Raw genomic sequence first — 16,675 nt, 5'->3', positions numbered from 1 at the left:
ACGCCGCAACGTGGTTGGGGGTGCCGGCTTCAGGAGTAGACTAAAAAGAGTGCCCCTTGCAACAACTCACCCGGGGCACCAAAACATTTCACTTTAGATAATATTTGTACTTTGTCCGGAGGATGCGATGGGAATATTGGATCAACTGGTGGGACAGGTAACGGGCGCACTCGGCGCACAGAAACAGGACGCTGTTCCCCAGGGCGCCTTGCTGGGCGGCCTGCTGCAAATGATAGAAGCGAATGGCGGCCTTCCCGCGATTCTCGAAAAAATGCAATCCGGCGGCCTTGCCGACCAGGTTGCCTCCTGGATCGGGACCGGCGAAAACCAGCCGGTATCCGGCGACCAGATCGCCAACGCCCTGGGCCAGGACCAGGTGCAGGCCATTGCCGCCCAGGCTGGCCTGGCGCCGGAACATGCATCGACCGGCCTGGCGCAGCTTCTGCCGCAAATCGTCGATCACCTTACCCCGGACGGCAACGTGCCTCAGAACGCGCTGCTGGAGCAAGGCATCAAGCTGTTGCAGAACAGGTTTTTCAACTAGCCGGTAATCAAGCTGGCGCGCATCCGCCGCTCCCCGGTCATCGCATCACACCGGCCACAGCGGCGGTTCGTCCATCAGCGCGATCTGCTCCCGCAGTTCGAGGATGCGGTCCTGCCAATAGCGCTGGGTATTAAACCAGGGAAATGCCACCGGGAAGGCGGGGTCGTCCCAGCGGCGTGCCAGCCAGGCGGAATAATGAATCAGCCGCAAGGTACGCAGCGCTTCCACCAGGTACAGCTCGCGCGGGTCGAACTCGCGCATATCCTCGTATCCCGCCAGGATATCGCCCATCTGGCGCACCATGTCGCTGCGTTCGCCGGACAGCATCATCCACAGGTCTTGCACGGCCGGGCCCATGCGGGCATCGTCGAAGTCGACGAAATGCGGGCCGGCGTCGGTCCATAAAACATTGCCACCATGACAATCCCCGTGCAGGCGGATCAGTTTCACCCGCCCTGCCCGCTCGTAGCAGCGCCTTACGCCATCCAGCGCCTGGTCGACCACCGAACGCCAGGGGGTGACCAGTTCCGGCGGCAGGAAATCGTTGGCCAGCAGCCAGTCACGCGGCTCCTCGCCGAAGGAGGCCAGGTCCAGCGTGGGGCGGGTCGCGAACGGGCGCGCGGCGCCGGCGGCGTGGATGCGGCCGATGAAGCGGCCGGTCCATTCAAGCACTTTGGGGTCATCCATCTCCGGCGCCCGCCCGCCATGGCGCGCGAAGACGGCAAAACGGAAACCCTCGAATGCATGCAGGGGGCGGCCATCGTGTTGCTGGGCCGGCACGGCCGGCACCTCGCGCTCCTGCAACTCCTGTACGAAGGCGTGCTCCTCCAGGATTTGCCCGTCGGTCCAGCGCCCGGGGCGGTAAAACTTGGCCACCACCGGCGGCCCCTCCTCCATGCCCACCTGGTAGACACGGTTTTCGTAGGAATTCAACGCCAGCAGGCGGCCATCGCCATACAGGCCAATGCTGGCCAGGGCGTCGAGTACCCGGTCCGGGCTCAGATCTATGAAAGGATGCGTCATTCTCGCTATTGTAAGGGCCAGGGCGTATACTGTCGCCCTTCGACCCAATATATAGAGCGCCAAGCCATGCAACTCGACCAGCCATTGACCGACAAAGAATTCGACGAACTCGACAACTTCCTGCTGGGCGACCAGAGCCCGGAGGATTCCATGACGATGGACCACCTGCATGGCTACCTGACCGCTATCGCCATCGGCCCGGAGCCGATCACCCCGGCCGAATGGCTGCCGAGCATCTGGGGCGAAGACCGCAAGGATGGCCCGAAGTTCAAGAATCCCAAGCAGGAAGAGCGCATCTACAACCTGATCACCCGCTTCATGAACGAAGTGCTGGTGACCTTTGAAGTGGCGCCGAAAGAGTTCGAGCCGCTGTTCGTCGAGCACGAACATGAAGGCAAGGTCCTGCTGAACGCCGAAGCCTGGTGCTGGGGCTTCTGGGAAGGCATGGAACTGCGCGAAGGGTCATGGGACGAGATCTGGGATTCCGAAGCAGCCCCGCTGATGCGCCCGATCTACCTGCTTGGCGCCGACGAGATCAAGCCGGAAGAACTGGCGGAAGTGGAAGACCCGGTGAAAGCGCACCAGCTGGCGCTCGATATCGAAGCCAACCTGCCGGCCGTCCACAAATGGTGGGTACCGCGCCGCAAAACCGGCGTGACCACCGTCAAGCACGAAGAGCCGAAGGTCGGCCGCAATGACGACTGCCCATGCGGCAGCGGCAAGAAGTACAAGAAGTGCCACGGCGCTGACCAATAAGCGCGGAGAGCCCCATGAGCATTCCAGTGCTGGAAACGGTCACCATCAGCGTAGAGGCCCACATCGCCACCGTGCGGCTGAACCGGCCGGAGAAGATGAACGCCATGAACCTGCAGATGTGGCACGACATCCGCAGCGCGTTCCGCTACGTGGACGATACGCCCGGGATCCGCGTCGCAGTGCTGGAAGGCGAAGGCAAGGCATTCACGGCGGGCATCGACCTGCAGATGATGATGGGCCTGGGCCAGCAGATCCAGAACGACTGCGATGGCCGCATGCGCGAGTCGCTGCGCCGCATCATCCTCGATCTGCAGGACACCCTGACCAGCCTGGAGCGCTGCCGCAAGCCGGTGCTGGCAGCAGTGCACGGCGCCTGCGTGGGCGGCGGCATCGACCTGGTCACCTGCGCCGACATGCGCTACTGCTCGGCGGACGCCTGGTTCTCGATCAAGGAAATCGATATCGGCATGACGGCCGACGTAGGCACCTTGCAGCGCTTGCCGCGCCTGATCGGCGAAGGCATGGCGCGTGAACTGGCTTACACCGCACGCAAGGTCGGCGCGGCCGAAGCCAGGGAAATCCGTTTGGTGAACCGTGTGTTCGAAACGCCGCAAGCACTGCGCGAAGGCGTGCGTGCGATTGCCGCCGATATCGCATCCAAGGCTCCGCTGGCGGTGCGCGGCGTCAAGGAAATGATCACCTACGCGCGCGACCACTCGATCGCCGACGGCCTCCATTACAACGCCACCTGGAATGCGGCCATGCTGATGTCGGCCGACCTGCAGGAAGCCATGATGTCCAGCATGGCCAAACGTCCGCCGGCATTCAAGGACTAGGCATGGCGGCCGCACGGGCGGCAAAAGCGATGCTATACTCGCTGCCCATGCAAACTCCCTTCACGCAGCAGCTCCGCACACCGCGCCAAGGCAAACGCCTGTGGCGCTGGATGCTTGCGCTGTGCGCGATCGTGTTTGCCCTTCAACTGCTGGCCGCGTCCACCCACAGCCACGACCTGGCCGACAAGCTCGATGACTGCGTGGCCTGCCAGATGGCAAGTCACTTCCCGGCCGACCTGCCCGGCACTCCGCCGGCCCTGCTGGCGATCTTCCTCGCTGTGGCCTACCTGCTGGCGCGCCTGCCATCCGCGCCCGGCTGGTTCGCCTCTCCCCGCTACCTGACCCCCCCGCGGCAAGCGCCGCCCTGCATCGCTTCGTGACCTGACGCCCCTGCCCTTTTGCGCGCAGGGTTCCTAGCCACGACTGCGGCCCCGTGCCGCCTTCCGCTATGCAAATGACCCGACGCACCGGTGTGCCGTCGCGGCCCGCTGCCCGCACTGCGCTGATCGCTATGTTGACGATGGCGCTGCTGCTGGCAGCGGCCGCCGGACTGCGGCACCGCATACTCCACGCCTGGCCCGATGCAGCCCGCGATGCCGCGCCTGCGCATACCTGCCTGGCTTACGACGCAGCCACGCTGGCCGAACGCCTGCCCGCAGTCGCCAGCGCGCTGGCGCCGGCAACCCCTTTGGTCCGGCCGCAGCCCTGCGCCATGGCGCTGCCGCTCGGCCGCCGCATCGCCATAGCCCGCTTGCCGCGCGGGCCGCCCAAGCCCGCCTTGCCCTGACCAAGCCCTGCACCGCCTGCCACGGCGGCGCTTTGTTCAAGCAAGACGAGATTGAAAAATGAAGAAGAATTTCCAATTGCGCGCCGTTCCGGGCGCGCTGGCCCTGCTCGCCCTTACGGCAGGCGCCGAAGACCTGCAATCGGTCGAAGTCGTGGGCCGCCGCGACTCCGGCAGCTACCTCGCCGACGATGCGCAAGGCAGCAAGACAGAGCTGGCGCTGCGCGAACTGCCGCAAGCAGTACGCATCATGCCGCGCCAGGTGCTGGACGACCTGGGTGCCCTGCGCATTGACGATGCGCTTGATTATGCCGGCGGCGTATCGCGCCAGAACAGCTTCGGCGGACTGTGGGACAACATCGCCATCCGCGGCCTGGCGGGCGATCCGAACAACGGCATGGCCCTGCTGCTGAACGGCTTCGCCGCCAACCGGGGCGGCATCAACGCGCCGCGCGATACGGCGGCGGTCGAGCGCATCGAATTCCTGAAAGGCCCGGTGGCCGCGCTATACGGCGCCAGTGAGCCGGGCGGCACGCTGAACATCGTGAGCAAGCGGCCCTTGTGGCGCCCTGCTTATGCGCTGGACGCCGTGATCGGCAGCTTTGGCCTGCGCCGCGCAGCGCTCGACGCCACCGGCCCGCTGGGCCACGTGCTGGCCTGGCGCCTGAATGCCGCCAGCGAAAAGCGCGACAGTTTCCGCGATCATGTGCAATCACGCCGCACGTTGCTGGCGCCGGCGCTGACCATCAAGGCCGGACCGGACACCCGCCTCGAGTACCGCGGCGAGCTGCTGCGCCATACCGGCACGCTGGACCGCGGCGTCGCCGCAGTCAACGGCGTGCTGGGGGCGGTGCCGCGCGAACGCTTTCTCGGCGAGCCGGCTGACGGCGATATCCGCATTTTCAACAGCACACAGCAGTTGATGCTGGAGCATACGTTGTCCGTCCAGTGGCAGCTGCGCGCCGGCTTGCTGTGGAAGCGCGGCACGCTCGACGGCTACGCAACGGAACCGGCAGCCGCGCTGGATGCCAACCAGCGTACCCTGCGCCGCCAGCGCCGCTTGCGCGACTATGCCTCGGACGATCTGGGGGCGCATGCCGAGCTGGCGGGCCGCGTCGCGCCCGGCCACGAACTGCTGCTTGGTGTGGAAGCCTTCCGCTTCGACTATGACCTGCGCATGTCGCGCGCCAGCCCGAGCGCGGCGGCGCCGTACGCCATCGACGTGCTGGCCCCGGTGTACGGCCAGCCGCAGCCGATGCCATCGCCATTCACCGACACGCTGGAAAAGCAGCGCAATGTGGCGCTATACGCCCAGGACACGATGCACCTCGGCGAACGATGGCGCGCGGTGGCCGGCATGCGCCACGACCGGCATGGGCAAACCTTAAGCAACCGGCGCAACGGCAGCATCGCAGAGCAGCAGCCGCACGCCAGTTCGCCCCGCGTCGGCGCCAGCTACCTCGCCACGCCCGAGTGGACGTTGTTCGCCAACTGGGGCAGTTCGTTCCGCCCCAACACCGGCAGCGATGCGCGCGGCAACGCCTTCGCACCGGAACGCGGCAGAGCCAGTGAAGCGGGCCTGAAGTGGGAACAGGCTGGCGGACGACTGGGCGCCACGCTGGCCGTGTTCGATATACGCAAGCGCAATGCCCTGACCACCGATCCGGTGCAGCCTTCCTACTCCGTGGCGGCAGGCGAGGTGCGCAGCCGGGGCCTGGACTTCGACCTGGCCGGCCAGCTTGGCCGCAGTTGGCGCGCCAATGCCAGCCTGTCCTTGCTCGATGCCGAAGTCCTGCGCGACAACACGCTGGAACAAGGGGGACGGCTGCTGAACGTGCCGCGTGTGAACGGCAGCCTGATGCTGGTGTATGAAGGCATCCTGGCGGGCCAACGTTTCGCGCTTGGAGGCGGCGCCACCCATACCGGCCGCCGCCTGGGCGAATCCCGCACGCAGGCACAGGCCAACGCCGGTGCCGCGCCTTTCGAACTGCCTGCCTACACCGTGGCCCGCCTGGTCGCGCACTGGCATATCGCCCGCGGCCTGCGCCTGTCGCTCGACATCGACAACGTTTTCGACAAGACCTACTACACCAGTTCCTACCAGCGCACCTGGGTGGCGCCCGGATCGGCGCGTGCGGTATCGCTCGGACTGCAGGCTTCCTACTGACCTTAAGGAGAACACGCATGAACAACATCGCACTTGAAACTGTGGGCCTGACCGTCCGCTATGGCACGGCCACGGTACTCGACTGCCTCGACCTGCAGGTGAGGCGCGGCGAAATCTACGCCCTGTTGGGCGGCAATGGCGCCGGCAAATCCACCACCCTGAACGCCTTCCTGGGCTTCGCACGCCCGCTGGACGGCTATGCGCGCGTGTGCGGCATCGATCCTGCGTTCGAGCCGCTGGCCGCACGCGCCAGCCTGGCCTATGTGCCGGAGAACGTGGCGCTGTACGAGCACCTGTCGGCACGCGAGAACCTTGAGTACCTGCTGCGCATGGGCGGGGCCGACGCCGCGCCGGCCATCATCGAAGCCGCCCTTGACGATGTCGGGTTGGCGCAGGCGGACTGGGAGCGCCGCCTGGGCGGCTATTCCAAAGGCATGCGCCAGAAAGTCGCGATCGCGCTGGCGGTGGCACGCCTGGTGCCGGTGCTGCTGCTGGACGAACCGACGACCGGCCTGGACCCGCACGCCACCAGCGAATTCAATGCCCTGCTGCTCAAGCTGCGCGAACACGGCGTCACCGTATTCATGGTGACGCACGACCTGCTGGGCGCGGCCGAAGTGGCGGACCGCATCGGTTTCCTGGACCGCGGCCGCATCGCGCATGAACTGTCCGCGCAAGGGCCGCAGCGCTTCGACGTGCAGCAGCTGTTCCAGCGCTATGCCGACGCGCGGAGGGCGGCATGAGGCCGGCTTTTTCGGCCACCGCCTGGCGCGTCGCATGCGAAGAATGGCGCGCCCTGCGGCGCAGCAAGGTCGCTGTCGCGGCGGCAGGCCTGCTGCTGGTCTTGACGCTGGCCGCCATCATGGTCAGCCTGGAACGCGCCCACAGCGTGGAAGCGCAGCGCCAACGGCTGCAACACCATGCCGATGAACAGTGGGACAGCCAGCCGGACCGCCATCCGCACCGTGTGGTGCATTACGGGCACTACGTGTTCCGGCCCCTGACCGCCCTTGCCTTTTTCGATTTCGGCGTGGCGCCCTTCACCGGCAGCACGCTGTACCTGGAGGGGCATCGGCAGAACAGCGCCAACTTCAGCGATGCGGGCCAATCCTCCCTGCTGCTGCGCTTCGGCCAGTTGACGCCGGCCTTCGTGTTGCAGGTGCTGGCACCCTTGCTGCTGGTGTTCCTTGCCTTCGGCTCGCTGGCACGTGAGCGCGAACGAGGACAGCTGCGCCTGATGCTGGCGCATGGGGTCAGCGGCGGCGCGCTGATGACCGGCAAGCTGGCGGCGCACGGCATCCTGGCCGTGCTGCTGGCGGCACCGGCGCTGGCTGCGCTGGCGGCGATTGCCGCGGTGGATCCGCTGCTGGCCGAGCCGGCCGCCTGGCTGGTACTGGGCTACGCCGCCTACCTCCTGCTATGGTCGGCCGCTGCAGTCCTGCTGTCGGCGCTGGCGCGTCGGGCCCGCGATGCCCTGCTGTTGCTGGTCGGCGCCTGGGCCCTGATGGCCGTACTGCTGCCGCGCGTGCTGCCCGACGTGGCAGCCGGCATGGTGCCGCGCCCGACCCGCATCGAAATGGAGGCTGCCGTCCACGCGGAACTGGCCCGCATCGGCGACAGCCATAACCCGGACGATCCCTATTTCAGGAATTTCCGCGACAGCGTGTTGAAACGCTATGGCGTCAGCCAGGTCGAAGACCTGCCGGTCAACTACAAGGGGCTGGTGATCGAAGAAGGCGAGCGGCTGACCAGCGAGCTGTTCCTGTCCAGCATGCAGCGCGACTTCGCGCGCCAGGCCATGCAGGGCAGCCTGCTGGATACGGCGGCAATGGCGGTGCCGCTGCTGGCCCTGCGCAGCATGTCGGCAGCCTTGGCCGATACCGATCGCGGCGCGCATGAACGCTTCCTGCTGGCCGGCGAGGACTATCGCTATCGCCTGATCCAGGCCCTGAACCGCCTGCATGCCGAAAAAGTGAAATACCACGACGACCGCGCCCAGCGCATTTCGGCCGATTACTGGCGCGCCCTGCCGCGCTACCGGCACCCGCCCTCCCCGCTGGAACGCAACGTCGCGCAGCGCGTCTGGCCCGCACTGGCCATTCTCGCCGGCTGGCTGGCCGCGGCAGCACTGGCCGCCTTGTATGTAGCGCGCCGTTTGGAAAGGAAAATCTGATGAAGAACTGGAAGTTTGAAATCCTGCTGCTGTTACGCGCGCGGCCTGCAATCGCGGCGCTTGCGGTGCTGGCACTGTTGTCCGCACTGGCGGTCTGGAACGGCATGCGGACGGTGGCTGCGCAGCGGGTAGCGCTGGAGCGGATTGCAGCGGTCCACGCCGCCGACCTTGCCGAGCGGGCGGGGCGCCAGCCCGCCGACGGCGATGCCGGGCTCACGGCCTACTACACGCCGCACCTGACCTTCTCCCCCGCGGCGCCGTTGGCTTTCGCCGCCATCGGCCAGCGCGACGTCCAGCCTTTCGCGCTGCAGGTGCGCGCCTTGGGCTTGCAGGCGCAGCTCTACGAATCGGAGGCCTTCAACCCGGAGCTGGCGGCGCCGGGGCGCTTCGATTTTGCTTTCGTGCTGGTCTACCTCGCGCCCCTGTTCATCATCGCGCTGATGCACGACCTGGTCAGCGGGGAACGCGAAGCGGGACGATTGCGGCTGCTGTCATCCCTTCCCGGCGAGTCCGGTGCGCTGTGGCGGCGGCGGATTGTGCTGCGCCTTGCGCTGGTTGCCGCCGCCTTGCTGCTGCCGCTGGCCCTGGGTGCGCTTCTGTCCCGGGCTGCTGCCGGCGAAACCGCCATGTTGGCCGTGGCCGCCCTGCTGTACGTCGCCTTCTGGTGCGGTCTGGCTGCCTGGGGCGCAGCCGTGGCGCGCAACGCGGCCGCCGGCGCCGCACTGCTGCTGGCCGCCTTCGTGCTGCTTGCGCTGGTGCTGCCGACGGCAGTCAACGCCGCGCTGGAGCGCGCACTTCCGGTCGCACAAGGCGCTGAATTGGCGCTGGCACAGCGCCAGGCCGTGCATACGGCATGGGATACGCCGCGGGACGAAACGATGCAGCGCTTCTTCGGTACGCATCCGGAATGGAAGGACACTGCGCCCCTGCCGGAAGGCTTTCACTGGAAATGGTATTACGCGATGCACCAGGCTGGAGATGACATGGTGTCGGCCCAGGCGGCGCAGTACCGCCGTGCGCTATGGTCGCGTGAAGAATGGACGCGACATGCAGGCCTGCTGCTGGCGGGTGTGAACGTGCAGGTACTAATGCACCGGCTGGCCGGCAGCGACATGGAGGCGCGGCTGGCCTACCTGGATCGCGTGGCGGCCTACCACGAGCGGGTACGGCGCCACTTCTATCCTTACGTCTTCAACGGGAAGCCGTTTGGCCCGGCCGACTTCGCACGCCTGCCGGTGTACTCGCCTGCGGGCGGGGACGGGGTTCCGCCCTGGCCACTGGTCGCCGCACTGGCGGCGCTCTCCGCGGCAGCCCTGTTCCTGGGCCTGCGCCGCACTGCCCGTGTAGTGGGCTAACCCGCAAGGCGAAATGTCCACTTGGTTCCTGACCCCGGGTGGACATTTGTTGCGGCAATTACAGCTTGATGAAGTTTTCGCGGTAGTACTTCAGTTCTTCGATCGATTCGACGATGTCGGCCAGGGCGGTGTGTTTTTGCGCTTTCTTGAAGCCGGCGACCATGTCGGGCTTCCAGCGGCGGCCCAGTTCTTTCAGGGTCGAGACGTCGATATTGCGATAGTGGAAGAACGCTTCCAGCTTCGGCATGTACTTGACCATGAAGCGGCGGTCCTGGCCGATGGTGTTGCCGCACATTGGCGATTTGCCGTTCGGGACCCATTGGCGCATGAAGGCGATCAGTTCGGCTTCGGCTTGCGCCTCGCTCACGGTCGACGCTTTCACGCGCTCGATCAGGCCGGAGCGGCCGTGGGTGCCCTTGTTCCAGGCGTCCATCTTGTCCAGCGTTTCGTCCGACTGGTGGATTGCCAACACCGGGCCTTCGGCCAGCACGTTCAGGTGCATGTCGGTGACCACCATTGCCACTTCGATAATGCGGTCGGTCTCAGGCTCCAGGCCGGTCATCTCCATGTCGACCCACACCAGGTTCATTTCATTCGGGCGCTGCGGGGTGGCCGGGGTTGCCGGGGTGTCGTTCGCTTGTGACATAATTCTCTCTAAGACAATATAAGGCAGGATTAATCCGCCATTTTCTCACAGGCACAGAATGTATTCACACGCGTTTTCGTTTTTGTTCGTTGCATTTTTAACATTGACCGTGGCGGTGCGCTTCTGGCTCGCCTCGCGCCACATCCGCCATGTGCTGCAGAACCGCGCCGCCGTGCCGGCTGAATTCGCGGAAAAGATCCCCCTTGCCGCCCACCAGAAAGCCGCCGACTACACCATCGCGCGCACCAAGCTGGGCCTGGTGAATATGCTCATTTCGAGCAGTGCGCTGATCGGATTTACCTTCCTGGGCGGCCTGCAATGGCTGTCGGCGACTTTGTTCAACCTGACTGGGGGCGGCATGGCTTACCAGCTCGGGCTGATTGTCGCCTTTGGCATGGTGTCGGGCCTGATCGACCTGCCGCTCGATTACTATCGCCAGTTCACCTTGGAAGAGCGCTTCGGCTTCAACAAGATGAGCAAGCGCCTGTTCTTCCTGGACCTGGTCAAAGGCGTCGGCATCGCCACCGTGATCGGCCTGCCGCTGGTGTGGGTGATCCTGGTGCTGATGCAAAAAGCCGGCAGCCTGTGGTGGCTGTACGCCTGGTTCGTGTGGTGCGGCTTCCAGCTGCTGGTGATGGCGCTCTACCCCAACCTGATCGCTCCGCTGTTCAACAAATTCACGCCGTTGGCCGACGAATCGCTGAAACAGCGCATCGAAGGCTTGATGGCGCGCGTGGGCTTTGCTTCCAAAGGCCTGTTCGTGATGGACGGTTCCAAGCGCAGCGCGCACGGCAACGCCTACTTCTCCGGCTTCGGCGCGGCCAAGCGCATCGTGTTCTACGACACCCTGGTGTCGAGCCTGTCGCCGCAGGAAGTGGAAGCGGTACTGGCGCACGAACTGGGCCACTTCAAGCTGAAACACATCGTCAAGCGCATCGTGGTGATGTTCGGCCTGTCGCTTGGCTTCCTGGCCTTGCTGGGCTACCTGAAAGGCCAGCTCTGGTTCTACACCGGCCTGGGCGTGAACCCGATCATCGTGCCCGGCCAGGCCAACGACGCACTGGCGCTGCTGCTGTTCATGCTGGTGCTGCCGGTCTTTACCTTCCTGTTTGGCCCGCTGACATCGCTCACCTCGCGCAAGCACGAATTCGAGGCCGATGCCTTCGCCGCCAAGCATACCGACGCGCGCGACCTGGTGTCGGCGCTGGTCAAGATGTACGAGGATAATGCGTCGACCCTGACGCCTGACCCGCTGCATTCGGCCTTTTACGATTCGCACCCGCCCGCCAGCGTGCGGATCCGTCAACTCAACCTGGCGGTTTCCCAATGAATGCGCCAATGACAGCGAATATCCACACCGCGGCCGACCTGCGCACCCTGCGCTGCAGCCACCAGACGCAAGCCCTGGATGCAGCCGAAGCGCTGCGCCTGTGCCAGTTGCTGGATGGCTGGAGCATGGCCAGCGGCAAGCTGGTGAACACTTTCGGCTTCAACAACTACCACGAGACCATGGCCTTCGTGAATGCACTGGCCTACATCTCCCACCGCGAAGACCACCACCCCGAGCTGGTAGTGGGCTACAAGACTTGCCAGGTGCGCTATGACACGCACTCGGTCAACGGCTTGTCGATCAACGATTTCATCTGCGCCGCCAAGGCCGATGCACTGGGCCAGGCATGAGCAAGGGGACCAAACGAACCGGCACCATCATCGCAGCCCACGGCCGCCACTACCTGGCGGAAGCGGAAGGCCAGCGCCTGCAATGCGTCACGCGCGGCAAGAAGACCAATGTGGCGGTCGGCGATTTCGTCGACCTGACCCTGACCTCGCCCGACCAGGCGGTGATCGACAATATCCAGGAGCGCAAGACGCTGCTGTACCGTTCCGACCAGTACAAGTCCAAGCTGTTGGCGGCCAATGTGGACCAATTGTTCATCGTGGTCGCCACGGAGCCGAGCTTCTCGGACGACCTGGTATCGCGCGCCCTGGTGGCGGCGGAAGCGGCCGGCATCCACGTGCGCCTGCTGCTGAACAAGGTTGACGTGACTGAGATGCTGGAGCACGCCCGCAAGCGCCTGCAGGTGTATTCGGCCATGGGCTATGAAGTGATCGAAGTGTCGGCCACCGGCCAGCCGGAGCAGACCGGCGCCACCCTGGCGCCGCTGCTGCAGGGGCATTCCTCGATCCTGATCGGGCAATCGGGCATGGGCAAGTCTTCGCTGATCAACATCCTGGTGCCGGACGCCGATATCGCCACGCGCGAGATCAGCGAGGCGCTCGACACCGGCAAGCACACCACCACCTTCACCCGCCTGTACCACGTGGGCCCCGAATCAAGCGTGATCGATTCGCCGGGTTTCCAGGAGTTCGGCCTGTACCACCTGAGCGAAGGCATGCTGGAGCGGGCCTTCCGCGATTTCCAGCCCTACCTGGGCGGCTGCCGGTTCTACAATTGCCGGCATTTGAGCGAGCCCCAATGCGCGGTGCTGGAGGCCGTCAACGAAGGCAAGATCGCGAAAATGCGGCATACGCTTTACGGCCAGTTATTGCACGAGTCCTCGCAAACGCTCTATTGACCGGGACGCCGATGCAGCTTCTGTTTGCCGATGACGATGCCGTGGCGCAGTGGGAGCTTGAGCTCCTGCCATTGCGTGGCGTCATGCGGCTTCCAGTGCTGCTGCCCCTGGCCTGGCATCTCCGGCAGCGTGACGGCAAGCGCGCGCAGGAATTGGCGCGCGAAGCGGCCGCCCTGGCATCCGCGGCACAACTGCCGGACCTTGGACGCGCCTGCCTGGAAGCGCGCCTGCTGCTGATCGACGGCGAAATCCGCTGGCTGCAGGGAGAGCTCGACGCCGCCTGGGCCCTGGCGGCGCGCGCCATGGAGGCATTCGAAACCCATGACGACTGCATCGGCCGCGCCGACACCCATTGGCTGAGAGCCTGGATCTCGGTCGACCGCGGCAACCATGGCCAGCGCGATGCGGAACTGGAAGCCTGTTCCCTGTGGGCGCATAAGGCCGGCGACCGGCAGCGCGCCGCCATCGCCGATGCAGTCCAGGCACGCTGGGCGGCATTGGGCGACCTGCACGCCGCGACTGAGCGCTGGGGCTCGCGCTTCGACCTTGCCGAAGATGTGCCGCCGAGCGTCGATTGCTGGATCAACGATTTCTTCGCCATCGCCGCCAGCCAGAGTGGCGACATCGGCAATTCCGCCGGCTTCTACATCCGCAGCTACGAGGCGGCACTGGAAACGGGCCAGATCCGCGCTGCCGCCACCGCCGCCATCAATATCGCGGAAAAATTCTCGCAGCTGAACGACCACCATTCCGGGCTGGAATGGATGCAGCGCGCCATGGAGCTGGCCAAGCCCACCGGCTGGCCGCGCAGCATCGCCTCCTGCCTGGTGCACACGGCGGACATCGTGCGCCGCCTGGGCCGCCTGGATGCGGCGGAGGAATTGCTGCGCGAAGCGCTGGTGATCCTGGCGCCGCAAGCCAATGGCCGCACCTACGCCATCGCCCTGCAGCACCTGGGGGAACTGTGCCTGGACAAGAAAGACTACGGCGAAGCGCTGGACGCCTTCCAGCGCCTGTCGGACCGTGCCGAAGCGCTGCAGCAGGGCGACTTCAAGATCGTCGCGCTGCGCGGCCAGGCACATGCCCTGAGCTACCTCAATCGTTCGCTGGAAGCGCTGGACATGGCGCTGCTGGCGGTGGAGCGCGCGGCGCGCCACCACAATGCCTTCCACCATATCGCCGCGTTGCGCGTCCTGGCATTGATCCACGGCCAACTCCAGTTGTCGGCGCCGCCCGGCATGGGAGCGCCGAACGCGCGCCTGCATTACCTGCACAAGGCGCTGGAAGCGGCGCAGACCATCAAGGGTTATACGGTGCCGGGCGACCTGTACGACGCCCTGGGCGCCGAATATGCACGCCTGGGCGATTTTGCCCGCGCCTATGAAATGGCGACTGCCGCCAGCGCCGCGCGCGAGAAGACCCACACCCTGGAAGCCACCAGCCGCGCCATCGCCATGCAGGTGCACCACCAGACGGAGCAGGCGCGCGCGGAAGGCTTGCATCACCGCGAACTGGCCATGTCCGAGGCGCGTCGCGCCGAAGTGCTGCAGCAGACCAGCAAACTGCTGGAGCGCCTGTCCGCCATCGGCCAGGAGATCACCACCCACCTCGACGCCGGCGCCGTATTCCAGGCCCTGGACCGCCATACCCACGCCCTGCTGTCGGCCAATACCTTCGCGGTCTACCTGGTCGATCCCTCCGGCAGCCAGCTGGAGCGCGCCTTCGGCGTGGAGGCCGGCCAGGCCCTGCCCCGCAACGCGATCGCGCTCGACCACCCCACGGCATATACCGCGCAATGCCTGCGCGAACGGCGCGAGGTGTACATGGACCAGATCCCGGCCGAGCGCGACAGCACCGTCACGCCCGGTACCGCGGCCAGCCGCAGCGCCCTGTACGTGCCGCTGCTGGTAGGCGAACGGGTATTGGGCGTGATGACGGTGCAGGCCATGCACGCCAACGCCTACGGTGAACGCGAGCGCCTGATTTTCCGCACACTGTGCGCCTACGGCGCGATCGCCCTCGACAACGCCCTGGCCTACCGGCAGCTCCAGGAAGCCCAGTCGCAACTGGTGTCGCAGCAAAAGCTGGCGGCCTTGGGCGCGCTGATGGCGGGCGTGGCGCACGAACTGAATACACCGATCGGCAACAGCCTGCTGATCGCCAGCACGCTGGAACAGAAAACCACCGCGCTGGAAGACGCCGTCAATGGCCGCGGGCTGCGCAAGTCGGAACTGCTGTCCTACATCGACGACGCGCGCAAGGCGTCCACCCTGGTGATGCGCGGCCTGCACAGCGCGGCGGACCTGGTATCGAGCTTCAAGCAGGTGGCGGTCGACCGCACCACCGAGCAGCGCCGCATCTTCAACCTGCACCAGGTGACGCACGAAGTGGTGGCCACGGTGATGAACCGCATCCGCAAGGACGCCCACAAGATCGAATTCGCGGTGCCGGAACTGATCATGCTGGACAGCTATCCCGGGCCCTTCGGCCAGGTCATCACGAACCTGATCAACAACGCCCTGCTGCATGCCTTCGACGGCCGCGAAGGCGGCCAACTGCGCCTGCTGGCGACCACGCCGGCCGAAGGCCGCGTGCTGATATCATTCAGCGACGACGGCGGCGGCATCGCGCCGGAAAACCTGACGCGCATCTTCGACCCGTTTTTCACCACCAAGCTGGGGCAAGGCGGCTCGGGACTGGGACTGTCGATCAGTTATAACATCGTCACTTCCCTGCTGGGCGGCCAGATCGCCGTCGACAGCAGCGCCGCAGGCACCACCTTCACGCTGGACCTGCCGTTATCGGCGCCGCGGCATGATCCCGAACGCCCAGCCACGATTTATTGAAATGCCCGTATAATCTTTAGTCCACCGCAGCAAAACTTTGCAAAGATGTCTATACCACCTAAAAGCATCAAGCACTACCTCCAGTTCAACGACCTGACCCTGGAGGAGTACGAATATGTGATCGCCCGCGCAGCGGAAATCAAGCGCAAGTTCAAAGCCTACGAGATTTACCATCCCCTGATCGACCGCACCCTGGTCATGGTGTTCGACAAGAACTCGACCCGTACCCGCCTGTCCTTCGAGGCCGGCATGCACCAGCTGGGCGGTGCCGCGATCTACCTGAATACCCGCGATTCCCAACTGGGCCGCGGCGAACCGGTGGAAGACGCGGGACAGGTGATGTCGCGCATGTGCGACATCATCATGGTGCGCACCTTCGGCCAGGACATCATCGAGCGTTTCGCTGCGCATTCGCGCGTGCCGGTGATTAACGGCCTGACCAACGAACACCATCCTTGCCAGGTGTTTGCCGACATCTTCACCTTTATCGAGCATCGCGGCTCGATCAAGGGCAAGGTGGTGGCCTGGGTGGGCGACGCCAACAATATGCTGTACTCCTGGCTGCAAGCGGCCGAAGTCTTCGGCTTCCATGTCAATGTCTCCACGCCGCATGGCTACGACATGGACATGTCGCTGGTATCGACCGACCGCTACACCTTCTTCGCCAACCCGTCGGACGCCTGCGAAGGCGCGGACCTGGTCAACACCGACGTGTGGACCTCGATGGGCTACGAAGAAGAGAACGCCGCCCGCCTGAAAGCCTTCGACGGCTGGATCGTCGACTCCGCCAAGATGGCGCGCGCCAAGCCGGACGCCCTGTTCATGCACTGCCTGCCGGCCCACCGCGGCGAGGAAGTCGCAGCCGAAGTCATCGACGGCCCGCAATCGGTGGTCTGGGACGAAGCCGAGAACCGACTGCACGTGCAAAAGGCCCTGATCGAATATCTGCTGCTGGGCAAGATTGCCTGA

The 16,675-nt window shown here is 65.4% G+C and carries 16 protein-coding genes; 14 read left to right on the top strand and 2 right to left on the bottom strand.

The window, feature by feature from the left end:
- Positions 1 to 127 precede the first annotated feature (127 nt).
- Positions 128 to 544, top strand: coding sequence for a YidB family protein (locus tag BM269_RS24095; RefSeq protein WP_090443334.1), 417 nt, complete (start codon positions 128 to 130; stop codon positions 542 to 544).
- 45 nt (positions 545 to 589) lie between these two features.
- Here the strand turns inward: BM269_RS24095 and BM269_RS24090 are convergent, their stop codons facing one another.
- Positions 590 to 1,567: a serine/threonine protein kinase gene (locus BM269_RS24090; protein ID WP_090443331.1), complete on the bottom strand. Its 978-nt coding sequence runs from the start codon at positions 1,565 to 1,567 to the stop codon at positions 590 to 592.
- A gap of 66 nt (positions 1,568 to 1,633) precedes the next feature.
- On the opposite strand from BM269_RS24090, the gene BM269_RS24085 reads away from it, so the two are divergent.
- From BM269_RS24085 to BM269_RS24050, 8 genes are all read left to right on the top strand, one after another.
- On the top strand, positions 1,634 to 2,323 hold the full coding sequence (locus BM269_RS24085; RefSeq protein ID WP_090443328.1) for a UPF0149 family protein: 690 nt from the start codon (positions 1,634 to 1,636) through the stop codon (positions 2,321 to 2,323).
- Positions 2,324 to 2,337: 14 nt separating this feature from the next.
- The gene (locus tag BM269_RS24080) at positions 2,338 to 3,159 is read left to right on the top strand and encodes a crotonase/enoyl-CoA hydratase family protein (RefSeq protein ID WP_229204780.1); all 822 of its coding nucleotides are present in this window, start codon (positions 2,338 to 2,340) and stop codon (positions 3,157 to 3,159) included.
- A gap of 2 nt (positions 3,160 to 3,161) precedes the next feature.
- Positions 3,162 to 3,539, top strand: a complete 378-nt coding sequence (locus tag BM269_RS24075; RefSeq protein WP_090443325.1) for a hypothetical protein — start codon at positions 3,162 to 3,164, stop codon at positions 3,537 to 3,539.
- 74 nt (positions 3,540 to 3,613) lie between these two features.
- On the top strand, positions 3,614 to 3,946 hold the full coding sequence (locus tag BM269_RS24070; RefSeq protein ID WP_090443321.1) for a hypothetical protein: 333 nt from the start codon (positions 3,614 to 3,616) through the stop codon (positions 3,944 to 3,946).
- Positions 3,947 to 4,004: 58 nt separating this feature from the next.
- On the top strand, positions 4,005 to 6,110 hold the full coding sequence (locus tag BM269_RS24065) for a TonB-dependent siderophore receptor (RefSeq protein ID WP_090443318.1): 2,106 nt from the start codon (positions 4,005 to 4,007) through the stop codon (positions 6,108 to 6,110).
- Positions 6,111 to 6,127: 17 nt separating this feature from the next.
- Positions 6,128 to 6,853, top strand: coding sequence for an ABC transporter ATP-binding protein (locus BM269_RS24060; protein WP_090443315.1), 726 nt, complete (start codon positions 6,128 to 6,130; stop codon positions 6,851 to 6,853).
- Entirely contained in the window at positions 6,850 to 8,283 is a 1,434-nt protein-coding gene (locus tag BM269_RS24055; RefSeq protein WP_090443312.1) for a DUF3526 domain-containing protein, read from the top strand. Before BM269_RS24060 ends, BM269_RS24055 begins: the two co-directional genes overlap by 4 nt.
- A complete protein-coding gene (locus BM269_RS24050) occupies positions 8,283 to 9,638 on the top strand; it encodes a DUF3526 domain-containing protein (RefSeq protein WP_090443308.1) in 1,356 nt (451 codons plus the stop codon). The genes BM269_RS24055 and BM269_RS24050 overlap by 1 nt, the downstream gene beginning before the upstream one ends.
- A 58-nt stretch (positions 9,639 to 9,696) precedes the next feature.
- Here the strand turns inward: BM269_RS24050 and orn are convergent, their stop codons facing one another.
- On the bottom strand, positions 9,697 to 10,284 hold the full coding sequence (gene orn / locus BM269_RS24045) for an oligoribonuclease (RefSeq protein WP_170860473.1): 588 nt from the start codon (positions 10,282 to 10,284) through the stop codon (positions 9,697 to 9,699).
- Between the two features lie 58 nt (positions 10,285 to 10,342).
- Here orn and BM269_RS24040 point away from each other — a divergent pair, with 58 nt between their 5' ends.
- The 5 genes from BM269_RS24040 to argF are packed head-to-tail and all read left to right on the top strand — an operon-like array spanning position 10,343 to position 16,675.
- Positions 10,343 to 11,614: a M48 family metallopeptidase gene (locus BM269_RS24040; RefSeq protein WP_090443305.1), complete on the top strand. Its 1,272-nt coding sequence runs from the start codon at positions 10,343 to 10,345 to the stop codon at positions 11,612 to 11,614.
- A gap of 8 nt (positions 11,615 to 11,622) precedes the next feature.
- A complete protein-coding gene (locus BM269_RS24035; protein ID WP_090443535.1) occupies positions 11,623 to 11,964 on the top strand; it encodes a 4a-hydroxytetrahydrobiopterin dehydratase in 342 nt (113 codons plus the stop codon).
- A complete protein-coding gene (gene rsgA / locus BM269_RS24030; RefSeq protein WP_090443302.1) occupies positions 11,961 to 12,860 on the top strand; it encodes a ribosome small subunit-dependent GTPase A in 900 nt (299 codons plus the stop codon). Before BM269_RS24035 ends, rsgA begins: the two co-directional genes overlap by 4 nt.
- Positions 12,861 to 12,871: 11 nt before the next feature.
- Positions 12,872 to 15,706, top strand: a complete 2,835-nt coding sequence (locus tag BM269_RS24025) for an ATP-binding protein (protein ID WP_090443299.1) — start codon at positions 12,872 to 12,874, stop codon at positions 15,704 to 15,706.
- A 45-nt stretch (positions 15,707 to 15,751) separates the two neighbouring features.
- A complete protein-coding gene (gene argF, locus BM269_RS24020; RefSeq protein ID WP_090443296.1) occupies positions 15,752 to 16,675 on the top strand; it encodes an ornithine carbamoyltransferase in 924 nt (307 codons plus the stop codon).

Source organism: Duganella sp. CF458 (genome assembly GCF_900113115.1).
Taxonomy (GTDB): Bacteria; Pseudomonadota; Gammaproteobacteria; order Burkholderiales; family Burkholderiaceae_D; genus Rugamonas.
This window is presented reverse-complemented; position numbering and strand designations above follow the sequence as displayed.